The organism is Sphaerotilus sp. (assembly GCF_041083715.1).
Classification (GTDB): domain Bacteria; phylum Pseudomonadota; class Gammaproteobacteria; order Burkholderiales; family Burkholderiaceae_C; genus Sphaerotilus.
The window spans coordinates 1-10,656 of record NZ_JBFPGY010000134.1; the positions used below are offsets into that span (position 1 = coordinate 1).

At 69.1% G+C, this 10,656-nt stretch carries 12 protein-coding genes and 2 tRNA genes; 6 read left to right on the forward strand and 8 right to left on the reverse strand.

Annotation, left to right across the window (positions count from 1 at the left end; all coding sequences use genetic code 11):
- Both AB3X43_RS06305 and AB3X43_RS06310 read left to right on the forward strand, forming a co-directional pair.
- On the forward strand, positions 1-391 hold a 391-nt coding region (locus tag AB3X43_RS06305; RefSeq protein WP_369429014.1), incomplete at its 5' end, for a phage integrase N-terminal SAM-like domain-containing protein.
- Positions 370-474 carry an integrase gene (locus AB3X43_RS06310; RefSeq protein ID WP_369429015.1) on the forward strand — a complete coding sequence of 35 codons (105 nt, stop codon included), beginning with the start codon at positions 370-372 and terminating at the stop codon, positions 472-474. The genes AB3X43_RS06305 and AB3X43_RS06310, both read left to right, overlap by 22 nt.
- A gap of 9 nt (positions 475-483) precedes the next feature.
- Here the strand turns inward: AB3X43_RS06310 and argF are convergent, their stop codons facing one another.
- Together argF and AB3X43_RS06320 are read right to left on the reverse strand one after the other, a co-directional pair.
- Positions 484-1,446: an ornithine carbamoyltransferase gene (gene argF, locus AB3X43_RS06315; RefSeq protein ID WP_369429016.1), complete on the reverse strand. Its 963-nt coding sequence runs from the start codon at positions 1,444-1,446 to the stop codon at positions 484-486.
- Positions 1,447-1,463: 17 nt separating this feature from the next.
- A complete protein-coding gene (locus AB3X43_RS06320) occupies positions 1,464-2,663 on the reverse strand; it encodes an aspartate aminotransferase family protein (RefSeq protein WP_369429017.1) in 1,200 nt (399 codons plus the stop codon).
- Between the two features lie 230 nt (positions 2,664-2,893).
- Between AB3X43_RS06320 and AB3X43_RS06325 the strand changes: the two genes are divergently transcribed.
- The 4 genes from AB3X43_RS06325 to AB3X43_RS06340 all read left to right on the forward strand — a co-directional run bounded on the left by AB3X43_RS06325 (position 2,894) and on the right by AB3X43_RS06340 (position 6,348).
- The gene (locus AB3X43_RS06325; RefSeq protein WP_369429018.1) at positions 2,894-3,226 is read left to right on the forward strand and encodes a DUF3579 domain-containing protein; all 333 of its coding nucleotides are present in this window, start codon (positions 2,894-2,896) and stop codon (positions 3,224-3,226) included.
- A gap of 130 nt (positions 3,227-3,356) precedes the next feature.
- A complete protein-coding gene (locus tag AB3X43_RS06330; protein ID WP_369429019.1) occupies positions 3,357-4,583 on the forward strand; it encodes a hypothetical protein in 1,227 nt (408 codons plus the stop codon).
- Complete coding sequence (locus tag AB3X43_RS06335; RefSeq protein ID WP_369429020.1) at positions 4,580-6,007, forward strand: cytochrome P450; 1,428 nt, start codon at positions 4,580-4,582, stop codon at positions 6,005-6,007. Before AB3X43_RS06330 ends, AB3X43_RS06335 begins: the two co-directional genes overlap by 4 nt.
- Positions 6,004-6,348 (forward strand): hypothetical protein, encoded by a 345-nt coding sequence (locus AB3X43_RS06340; RefSeq protein ID WP_369429021.1) that lies wholly within the window; start codon positions 6,004-6,006, stop codon positions 6,346-6,348. Before AB3X43_RS06335 ends, AB3X43_RS06340 begins: the two co-directional genes overlap by 4 nt.
- A 46-nt stretch (positions 6,349-6,394) precedes the next feature.
- Here the strand turns inward: AB3X43_RS06340 and AB3X43_RS06345 are convergent.
- From AB3X43_RS06345 to hemC, 6 genes are all read right to left on the reverse strand, one after another.
- Positions 6,395-6,471, reverse strand: a tRNA-Arg gene (locus tag AB3X43_RS06345).
- 46 nt (positions 6,472-6,517) lie between these two features.
- A tRNA-Arg gene (locus AB3X43_RS06350) sits at positions 6,518-6,594 on the reverse strand.
- A 57-nt stretch (positions 6,595-6,651) separates the two neighbouring features.
- Positions 6,652-7,899, reverse strand: a complete 1,248-nt coding sequence (locus AB3X43_RS06355; RefSeq protein WP_369429022.1) for a heme biosynthesis HemY N-terminal domain-containing protein — start codon at positions 7,897-7,899, stop codon at positions 6,652-6,654.
- 12 nt (positions 7,900-7,911) lie between these two features.
- Positions 7,912-9,006, reverse strand: a complete 1,095-nt coding sequence (locus tag AB3X43_RS06360) for a uroporphyrinogen-III C-methyltransferase (RefSeq protein ID WP_369429023.1) — start codon at positions 9,004-9,006, stop codon at positions 7,912-7,914.
- Positions 9,007-9,190: 184 nt separating this feature from the next.
- On the reverse strand, positions 9,191-9,976 hold the full coding sequence (locus AB3X43_RS06365; RefSeq protein ID WP_369429024.1) for a uroporphyrinogen-III synthase: 786 nt from the start codon (positions 9,974-9,976) through the stop codon (positions 9,191-9,193).
- A partial coding sequence (gene hemC, locus AB3X43_RS06370; protein ID WP_369429025.1) for a hydroxymethylbilane synthase occupies positions 9,973-10,656 on the reverse strand: 684 nt, incomplete at its 5' end. The genes hemC and AB3X43_RS06365, both read right to left, overlap by 4 nt.

Here is a 10,656-nt window from a genome sequence, read left to right on the forward strand (position 1 = left end):
CTACGTGCATTGGACGAAGACGTTCATCCGCTTCCACCAGATGCGCCATCCCCGTGACATGGGCGGCACCGAAGTGGAAGCCTTTCTGTCCCACATGGCGATGCATGGCAACGTGTCGGTTTCGACCCATCGACAGGCATTGTCGGCACTGCTGTTCCTGTACCGCGAGGTACTGGGCATGGACTTGCCCTGGATGAACGACATGGCGCGGCCGACCGCCCGACCACGCATTCCATCGGTGCTCACGATCGACGAGGTGGCCGGCCTGCTCTCGCGCACCGAAGGCGAAACCGGCCTGCTCGCCCGCCTGCTGTACGGCCGCGCAACTGGACAAAGCCCGAGCGGTCTGGACAGCAGACCGAGCCGCACATGCTCGGGCACAGCGACGTGAGCACGACGATGATCTACACGCATGTGCTCAAGATGGCCGCCGGAACGACGCGCAGCCCGCTGGATGCGCTGCTGGCGGCCTGAACGCCCAGGTCAGCCAATCCGCCCGATCAGCAGATACTCCATCAGCGCCTTCTGCACATGCATCCGGTTCTCGGCCTCGTCCCAGACCACCGACTGCGGCCCGTCGATGACATCCGCCGCCACTTCCTCGCCGCGGTGCGCGGGCAGGCAGTGCATGAACAGCGCGTCCGGACGGGCCAGCGCCATCACCCCGGTGTCCACGCACCAGTCGGCGAACGCGGCCTTGCGGGCTTCGTTCTCGGCCTCGTAGCCCATGCTGGTCCACACATCGGTCGTCACCAGATCGGCGCCCAGGCAGGCATCGCGCGGGTTGTCGAAGACCTTGTAGCAGTCGGTCGAGCGGATCCCGGCCACCTTCGGATCGACCTCGTAGCCGCCCGGCGTGCTCACATGCACCGTGAAGCCGAGGATCTCCGCCGCCTGCAGCCAGGTGTTGGCCATGTTGTTGCCATCGCCGACCCAGGCCACGACCTTGCCCTTCAGGCTGTTCATATCGTAGCCGTCCGCCCCGACCGGCGCCCGGTGCTCAAGGTAGGTGAACAGGTCGGCCAGGATCTGGCAGGGGTGGAACTCGTTGGTCAGCCCGTTGATGACCGGCACGCGGCTGTGCGCGGCGAAGGCTTCGATCTTGGTCTGCTCGAAGGTGCGGATCATCACCAGATCGACCATGCGGCTGATGACCCGCGCCGAATCCTCGATCGGCTCGCTGCGGCCGAGCTGGCTGCCGTCGGTGGTCAGGTGGACGACCGAGCCGCCCATCTGGTACATGCCGGCCTCGAAGCTCACGCGGGTGCGCGTGCTCGCCTTCTCGAAGATCATCGCCAGCGTGCGGTCGGCCAGCGGCTGGTAGCGCTCGTAGTTCTTGAAGCGCCGCTTGATGGTGCGGGCGCGCTCGAACAGGTAGCTGTATTCCTCGGCCCGCAGATCCTTGAATTGCAGATAGTGCTTCATGAGACTCATGCCTGGTTTCATGGGAGGGAACGGCCGCATCACGCGGCGAGGAAGGTCTGGATGATCGGACAGAGGATGGCGACGATCTCGTCGGCCTCGGCGGCGGTGAGGATCAGCGGCGGCACCAGCCGGATCACGCGGTCGGCGGTGACGCTGAGCAGCAGGCCGGCTTCCATCGCGCGGGTCAGGATCTCGCCGCAGTTCCGGTCCAGCTCGATGCCGATCATCAGCCCGTAGCCGCGCACTTCGGTCACGCCCGCCACGCCGTCCAGTCCGCGCAGCAGGCCGGCCTTCAGGTGGGCGCCGACGGTGGCGGCGTTCTCCATCAGGCCGTCCTCTTCCATGATGCGCAGCGTCTCGACGCCCGCGCGCATCGACAGCGGGTTGCCGCCGAAGGTGGTGCCGTGGTTGCCCGGCTGGAAGATCTTCGCGGCCCGTGGCCCGCACACCACCGCGCCGATCGGCACACCCGAGCCGAGGCCCTTGGCCAGCGGCATCACGTCCGGCACGATCCCGGCCCATTGGTGCGCGAACCACTTGCCTGTGCGCCCGATGCCGCACTGCACCTCGTCGAGCATCAGCAGCAGGTCGCGCTCGTCGCACAGCGCGCGCAGGCTCTTCAGGTAGTCCCAGCGCGCCGGGTTGATGCCGCCCTCGCCCTGGATGGTCTCCAGGAACACGGCGACCACGTTCGGGTTGTCGCGCACGGCGGCTTCCACGGCGGCGAGGTCGTTCATCGGCACGCGGATGAAGCCCTCGACCAGCGGCCCGAAGCCGGCCTGCACCTTCGGGTTGCCCGTGGCGGACAGCGTGGCGATCGAGCGGCCGTGGAAGGCCTTCTCGTAGACGATGATTTCCGGACGCTCGATGCCCTTGTCGTGGCCGAACTTGCGCGCCAGCTTCAGCGCAGCTTCGTTGGCCTCCAGGCCGGTGCTGCAGAAGAAGGCGTTGGTCAGGCCGGACAGCTCGACCAGCTTCGCGGCGAGCGCTTCCTGGCCGGGCACGTGGTAGTAGTTCGAGCAGTGGATCAGCGTGGCGATCTGCTCCTGCAAGGCGGGCACGAACTTCGGGTGCGCGTGGCCGAGCGTGTTCACGGCGATGCCGCCGAGGCCGTCGAGGTACTCGCGCCCGGCGGTGTCCCAGACTCGGCAGCCTCGGCCATGCGACAGCGCGATCGGCAGGCGGCCGTAGGTGGTCATCACATGGGGTTCGGCGATCGAGGCAGGGACAGCGGACATCGGTGGGTTCTCCGGCGAAGCGGGGGGTGAAAAAAACAAAGGCGCCGTCAAGGAGTCGGCGCCTGGGCGATTGTAGGGAATGCAGTTGACAGCCGACCGACAGTGGCAGCGGCGATACTCGGCACGCGCCGACTGTCTCGCTCTGCCACAGGGCTGCTGCGGTGCAGCACAATACGGGTTTACGTGGCAAACGACCGAGCTTGTCACAGCAAGGCAGCAGGCAGCAGCACGTGACGACGAACACTCCCAAACCACGCGAAGTCTTCATCCAGGGCACCACCAGCGACGGCCGCACCTTCCGGCCCAGCGACTGGGCCGAGCGGCTGGCCGGTGCCATGTCGTGCTTTCGTCCGGGCGGTCAGCAGGGCGGCCTGGGCGGCGCGATCGGCTATTCGCCCTACTGCATTCCCACGTCGCTCGGCAACGTCAAGTGTGTCGTGGTCAACGAAGCCCTCAAGGACCTGGAGCCGATGGCCTGGGACTTCGTGATGAACTTCGCCCGCGACAACGACCTGCAGGTGATCGAGGCCTGCCTGCTGCCCGATCCGCCACGCAAGCCCTGAGCACAGCCCACGGCTCTCCTGCATTTCAGTTTTCAGCGGTTTTTCCGCTCAAGTTCGGCCGATCGGTGCCGAGCCGTCCGGGCCAAGATGGCGAGGTGTCCTGCCTTGAACCTGTCGCCAGGTCCGTCCCATGTCCCCGGATCGTCCGACCGCACTGCATTCCGCTGCCCCGATCCGCCGGCGACGCGTGCACTATTTCAGCGGCTTCGACCCGCGTGGTGCCAGCCACTACCACCGCCTCTTCCGCGAACAGGGTGCCCGCCCGCAGCCCTCCGGCGCGCTGGTGAACACCGGTACCCGCCAGCGTTCCGACACCGATCCCCACACCCACCACTGGCCTGTCCAGTGGCAGGCCACCGCAGCCTCCGAAGATCCCGCCGCCCCGTCCGTCCACACCGAACAGGTCTTCATGGGCTGGGACGACATCATCCGCGCCCACTGGAGCCGCCACCCGCTGGCGCTGCTGCGCGAGATGCTGGCGGTGTACGCGGCGATGCTGTTCGAGATGGGCCTGGGGCGGCTGCGGCGCGCACATCCCACGTCACTGCTCACCTGCCTGCTGCCGCTGGCCGGTGTGCTGGGGGCCTTGCTGGCCGGCGCCGGCGTGGCCTGGGCGGCGATGGCGGTGGACGCCGTGCCCGCCAGCCTGCGTGCCGCGCTGGCCGCGGGGCTCGGGCTGCTGACCGCGCGCTTCGTGCTCGGTCAGGCCGACCAGCTCGGGCTGTTCTGGCTGACGCGCATCCACGGCTTCGTGCGCCACATGGGCCGGGGCAGCGCCACCGGACTGGAGACGCGCACGCAGACCTGGATCGAGCAGGTCATCGCGCAGCAGCAGGCCGACCCGGTCGATGAGGTCGTGCTGGCCGGTCACAGCGTCGGCACGCTGCTGACCGTGGGGGTCGTCGACGGGCTGCTGCAGGACCCTCGCTGGCAGGCGCTGCAGACCGGTCGCCGCACCGCCGTGCTGACGATGGGCCAGTGCTACCCGGCGCTGGCCCTGCTGCCGCGGGCCACTGCGTTTCGGGCCGCGCTGGCGCGGCTGGTCGCGCACCCGCAGCTCGCCTGGCTTGACGTCACGGCGCTGATCGATCCCCTGTGTTTCTACCGCACCCATCCGCTGGCCAGCACCGGTGCAGCGGCAGCGGCCCCCAGCGCGATGCCGGTGCAGCTGGCCGCGCGGTTCTTCCAGATGTACGAACCTCGCCGCTGGGCGGTGATCCGCCGCGACAAGGTGCAAGTGCATTTCCTGTATCTGATGACACCCGACCGGGCCGGCAACTTCGACCTGTACACGCTGCTGTACGGGCCCCAGCCCTTCGAATCCCACCTCGCACAGGCCCGCCGCACTGCACGATGAGCACGCCCATGACGCCGCCGACGCCCCACTTCTGCCCCGCCTATCCCCGCCCGCGCACCAGCAAGGCTTCGGGCCTGCTGATGTTCTTCAGCGCCAGGCGCTCGTGGCTGAATGCGCTGTACGAGCGCAGCTACCGCATGCAGATGGGCGAGGTCCACCTGCCCGGGCTGGACCTCTACATGGTCAACGAGCCAGCGATGGTGCGGCAGGTGCTGCACGACGCGGACGGCAACTTCCCCAAGAGCGCCCTGCTCGGCGAGGCGCTGCAGCCGCTGCTGGGCGAGAGCATCTTCACCACCAACGGCGCGCAGTGGCAACGCCAGCGCGAGATGATGGACCCGGCCTTCGCGCAGGCACGACTGAACGTGGCCTTCCCCGTGATGCGCGAGGCGACGGACGCGATGCTGGCCCGTCTGGCCGCGCGGCCGGACGGCGCCGAGCACGACCTCGAAGTCGAGATGACGCATGTGACGGCCGACATCATCTTCCGCACGATCTTCTCCGAGCCCCTGACCGGGCCGGATGCACACCGCGTGTTCGATGCCTTCTCGCGCTTCCAGGCGCAGGTGCCGCGGCTGATGGTGCCGTCGCTGTTTGGTCAGCGCTGGCTGCGCTGGCCGTGGGACGGGTGGCGCAGCCGGCGCGCCGCACGCGAGATCCGCGGGCTGCTGGAAACGCTGATCCGACCGCGCTACGCCGCACACCGGGGCGGCTGCCCGGCGACACGTCAGGACATCCTCGCCGCCTTCCTCGACGCGCGCGACCCGGAAAGCGGCGTGCCGTTCTCGTTCGAGGCGCTGGTGGACCAGGTGGCGATGCTCTTCCTGGCCGGCCACGAGACCTCGGCCAGCGCGCTGACCTGGGCCACACATCTGCTGGCCCAGGCGCCGAATGTGCAGGCGCGGGTGCATGCCGAAGTGCGGGCACAACTCGGCGAGCGGGCACCGGAACTCGGTGACATGAAGGACATGACGCTGACACGCAACGTGTTCCGGGAAACGCTGCGGCTGTTCCCGCCGGTCGGCTTCATGGCGCGCCAGGCCGCGGGCAGCTGTCCGATGCGCCAGAAGCAGGTGCCCGCGGGCGCCACCGTCGTGGTGGCGCCCTGGCTCATCCACCGCCACCGCGACCTCTGGCCCGAGCCGGACGCCTTCAACCCGGACCGCTACGACGGCGATGCCTCACGCGACGCGCTGAAGCAGGCCTACCTGCCCTTCGGCATGGGACCGCGGGTGTGCATGGGCGCGGCCTTCGCGCTGCAGGAGGCCACGCTGATCCTGGCCCAGCTGGTGCGCCACCACCGGCTGGAGGCCGTCCCCGGTCATGTGCCGCAACCCGTCGGGCGGCTCACGATCCGGTCGGCCAACGGTGTGCGGCTGCGCATGTTCCGACGCACGGCGCCTGCCGCCGAGGCCGCTGCATGAAGGAGCGGATGGCGGGCTTCCTGCTGATGTGCGCCGTGGTGCCGATGGCCGTGTGTGGCTACCTGATGCTGGTGTGGATCGGGCTGTTCGGCCCGAATGCACGTGGTCGGGCCGGCGTGCGGGCGCTGGACCACTTCGTCAATGCCACGGTCTTCGACGGCTACGCCTGGGAGTCGATCTCATCGCACGCCTGGCGCGCGCGCGACCGGCGCTGGGCGAAAGTGGTGATCCGCTTGACCGACCACTTCCAGAAGGACCATTGCCAACGCGCCAACAAGCGCGAACAGCCGGTGGTGGATCTGGTGTTGAAGTCGCGCCTGGATCGGCAAACGATTGCCTGAAAGCAGAACGGGTCAGCTTCCGAAGAAACTGACCCGTTGCATTGTCTGGTGCGGCTGGCAGGATTCGAACCCACGACCCCTTGGTTCGTAGCCAAGTACTCTATCCAACTGAGCTACAGCCGCAATGGAGAAGGTCTTGCAACCTTGTCCGTCGGCGAAATCTGATTGTTGGTGCGGCTGGCAGGATTCGAACCCACGACCCCTTGGTTCGTAGCCAAGTACTCTATCCAACTGAGCTACAGCCGCTCAAATTTCGCTGAGAGATGGATTATGGCGTGATTCACCAGCACTTGGCAAGTGAACTCACGAATTTTTTGCAGCCTCGCGGTAGCAACGGTGCGCAAGCTCTTCGTCGCCCTCCACTTCGGCGATCTCGGCCAGCGCACGCCAGGCCTTCATGCGCAGGACACCGTCGGCGTGGGGCGACTGGGCGGCCGATTCGAGCAGGCGGTGCGCACGCCCCCAGAGCTGGCGCTCCGCCATCGCGCGCCCGACCACGAACGCCAGCTGCGGATCCTGCGGCAGCGATTCGACACTGGATTCGAGCAGGGGCAGCCAGTCCGGCGGCAAGCCCGGCAGCACCTCGGCGAAGGCATCGAGCACATCGGAGCGCTCGCGTTCGCCGAGTTGCGACAGATTCTCCCAGTGCGGGCGCAGCCAGCCACGCGCGTCGGACAGGGCTTCCAGCGCACCAGCACGACGCGCGGCCCGTGCGGTCACATAGGGATCGCGGCGATCGGCGCTGTCGAGCTGCAGCCAGATGCGTCGGAGCTGGTCGGCATCGCGCGCAGTGTCCAGCGCCTCGACCGCCAGCGAGCGCAACAGGCCTTGCGCCGCCACCGGCGTGAAGCCCTGGTGCTTGGCGAGCAGGCGTGCCGTCTTGAGCGCTTCCAGCGGCTGCCGGGCCAGCCGCGAGGCCTGCAGCTTGAGCCGCAGCGCATGGGTGCGCCGCGCCACGCCGGCCGGCAGCAGCGCGAGCTGGTCCAGCGCGCGGTCGGCATCCCGGTCATCCACCGCCCATTCCGCCGCCAGCAGCCGCGCGCCCTCGCCCACCGCCGAGCCGCCCGGCAGATCGGCGATGAGCGCCTGCGCCTTGGCGAGCTGCTCGTTGCGGCGCGGCTGGTCTTGCAGACGGTGCAGGCTGTTGGCAGCGACCAGATGCGCCAGCACGGCGAAGTCCGGCTCGATGCGCAGATCCGGTGACTGCGCCTGGATCTCCAGCGCCTGCTGCGCCGCCTTGTGCGCACGGCCGTAGCGGCCGGCGAACAGCAGCGAGAACGACTCGCGCAATGCCTTCTGCGCGGCGTGTTCGCGCTGGCGGGTGCGCCAGGCCTTGGCCCGCTCGGGCAGGCCGACCAGGCTGGACACCGCGCCGATCACGATGTAGCCCGCGCCACCGAGCATCAGCATCACCAGCACGAAGACGTTGATCGACACGTCCACCCGCCACGGTGTCCAGTAGATGGACACGAGACCGTCATTGGCCCCGAGCGTGCTCGCAGCCAGCACGGCGACGGCAAAGATCAACAGCAACCAGACCACTTGGCGCATGACCGGCTCCCTTCAGCGACCTGCCACGGCAGCAGCAGTGGCAGCGAGGGATTCGTCGGGCCGAGGGATGCCCACCAGGCGACTCTGCGACGTGACCGCGCGCAGCAGCTCCGTGGCGATCTGGGTACGGCGCGCGGTACCGTCGAAATAGATCTGCAGCGAACGCTGTGCGCTCTGCAGATCGACCGTCGCCGACTCGGGTTGCCGAGACAGCAGCGACAGGCGGGCATTCAGCAGCCGCAGCTTGAGGTTCTCGCGCAGGAACACGCCCTGCTCGGGCGCCAGCAGCATGGCCTCGGGCCGATCGATGCGGGTCACGCGCAGCAGGCTGCTGACCTCGTCCCAGACCAGCCGCACCGGCCGCTCCCAGTCCGCGAACCATTGCCTCCACACAGGCAGGTCGGCACGCGCCGGCGCGGACGCCGCAGCCTGCTGGGCCTGCGCATGCTGGGCGGACACCACCGCACGCGCCGTGGTCGCCGACTGCGAGACCAGCGGCAATTCGTCCGTCAGGCGGACGACCTCGTCCAGCTTGATCAGCAGCGAGCCGATGTCGGGCACCGCCACCGCGCGCACCCGGTCCAGATCGCGGGCGATGGCGCGGCGCAGCGGCTCCAGCCTGGGCTGGCTGATGCGGACCAGGCGCTCGTCGGCACTGCGCAGGGCGGCCATCAGGGGCTCGGCGCTGCCGGTGATCGAGCTTTGCTGCATCGCGACGCGGATGGAGGCGTCGATGTCCGACACCGCGTTCTCGTCGCGCGAGCGGGACATGGACAGGATCAGGTCATCGAGCTGGTCACGCTGCAGGGACACCTCGGACACCCGCGCATCCATCAGCGCGACCTTGGCGGCCGCATCGCGGGCGACGTCCTCGGCCTGCTTGGCCAGCACGCGCGCCTCGGACGCCTGCTCGCTGCTGCCCTGCTGGCGCTTGACCAGCTCCATCTCCAGCGCGTGCACGCGCTGCTGCGTTTCCCAGCCCATCCAGAGACTGCCTCCGGCCACCAGCGCCAGCACCAGGCCGACAGGCATGACCCACGATGGCAAGGCGGGCACCGGTGCCGCCGCATGCACGATCATCGGCACGGCAGCGGCAGGCGGAGCCACCAAAGGAGGCGCGGCGACCGGCACCTCCGGAGGCGGAGCAGAAGAGTCGGCGCTGACAGGCGTGCCGGTGGGAGGAAGTGTTTGATCGTTCACAGGCGGTGCGGGGCCGAAGTGTTCATCCCGCTGCGTTGATTGTATCGATGGGGCATGACGGCTGTGCAACGCATCACAACTGCGGACACATTCAGCGCCAGCACGCCGCAGCCTGCACGACAGCGACCGGATCCGGTGCCACCGGCACCACCTGGCGAAACCCCCCGCGCCGGGCCGTGTCGGCAATGCGCGGATGGGTGGCCAGCACGGGCACCTCCAGCACGGCCGTGCGCCGCGCGGCATCGGCCAGTGCATCCACCGCCAGCAGGTGGGAGATGCACTGCGAGCTGCTGAACAGCCAGATGTGCTGCGCGGGTTGTGCGACCACCCTCGCCAGCGCCTCGTCCAGCGCGCCCAGCCACAGAGGTGGCCCACGCCGGTAGGCCGCCAGACACGCCACCGATGCGCCCGCCCGGCCCAGGGTGTCCGCCAACCAATCACGCCCGTCTTCGCCGCGCACCACCAGCACCGATTGCCTGGCCCAGTCGCGCTGCGCCAGCGCATGGGTCCAGAGCGCTTCGGCATCGAAGGTGGCCGCGTCCATCGGTGGAGCCACGATGGACGCCACATCCACGCCTTGCGACCGGAGCGCGGCCACGGTGCCGGGTCCGGTGGCCCCCGCCAGTGTCGCTTCAGGCCAACGCAGACCCGCCGGCCGGGCCGCGAAGAACGCCAGCACCGCATTCGGACTGACGAACATCACCAGCCGGTGCTGTGCAAGCACCGCCCAGGTGCACGCCACGTCCGCGTCGAACGCCGCGGACCGTTCGATGCGCATCAGCGGCAAGGCGCATGCGGCCTGACCCAGCGCCCGCAGCCGCACGACCCAGTCGTCCGCCTGTGGTTGCGGCCGGGTCACGACCACGGTGGCGGTCATGCCGCCGCCAGCGCCTCGGCGGCGGCCAGATACCGCAGGCCACCGCCATCGCGCAGCAGGTGGGCCACCGACAGGCCCAGTGCCTCGGCACCCGCCACGTCAGCCACAGCAGCCTGCACCTGCGCCATCAGCAACGGCTGCGCTGCGTCGGTCGGGTGGCCGAGGCGGGCCTCCAGCACCATCGTCGCGTCGCGCCAGGTGACGTGCGCGGCCAGCGGCATGCTGCAACTGCCACCCAGCGCCCGCGACACGGCCCGCTCGGCATGCACCGCCAGCCAGGTCGGCATGTCGATCAGCGTCGCCAGCGCCTCGCGCAGCGCCGTGTTGTCGGTGCGCACCTCCATGCCGAGCGCGCCCTGCCCCGCCGCCGGCAGCATCACCGCCGGATCGATCACCGCCCGGATGCGCGACGCCAGTCCGAGCCGCTTCAGCCCCGCCGCGGCGAGCACGATGCCGTCGTACTGGCCCTCGTCGAGCTTGCGCAGGCGCGTGTCGAGGTTGCCCCGCAGCGGCTGCACGTCCAGATCGGGCCGCACCGCCTTGAGCTGCACCACGCGGCGCAGGCTCGATGTACCGACCTTCGCACCCAGCGGCAGCGCCTGCACCGACTCGAAATGGTTCGACACCCAGGCATCGCGCGGGTCCTCGCGCTCCAGAACGGTGCACAGCGTGAAGCCTGC

Bases quoted from the DNA above. Each gene is read 5' to 3' on its own strand.
- AB3X43_RS06310 (WP_369429015.1), top strand. From the start codon at position 370: ATGCTCGGGCACAGCGACGTGAGCACGACGATGATCTACACGCATGTG.
- argF (WP_369429016.1), bottom strand. From the start codon at position 1,446: ATGAAACCAGGCATGAGTCTCATGAAGCACTATCTGCAATTCAAGGAT.
- AB3X43_RS06320 (WP_369429017.1), bottom strand. From the start codon at position 2,663: ATGTCCGCTGTCCCTGCCTCGATCGCCGAACCCCATGTGATGACCACC.
- AB3X43_RS06330 (WP_369429019.1), top strand. From the start codon at position 3,357: ATGTCCCCGGATCGTCCGACCGCACTGCATTCCGCTGCCCCGATCCGC.
- AB3X43_RS06335 (WP_369429020.1), top strand. From the start codon at position 4,580: ATGAGCACGCCCATGACGCCGCCGACGCCCCACTTCTGCCCCGCCTAT.
- AB3X43_RS06340 (WP_369429021.1), top strand. From the start codon at position 6,004: ATGAAGGAGCGGATGGCGGGCTTCCTGCTGATGTGCGCCGTGGTGCCG.
- AB3X43_RS06355 (WP_369429022.1), bottom strand. From the start codon at position 7,899: ATGCGCCAAGTGGTCTGGTTGCTGTTGATCTTTGCCGTCGCCGTGCTG.
- AB3X43_RS06365 (WP_369429024.1), bottom strand. From the start codon at position 9,976: ATGACCGCCACCGTGGTCGTGACCCGGCCGCAACCACAGGCGGACGAC.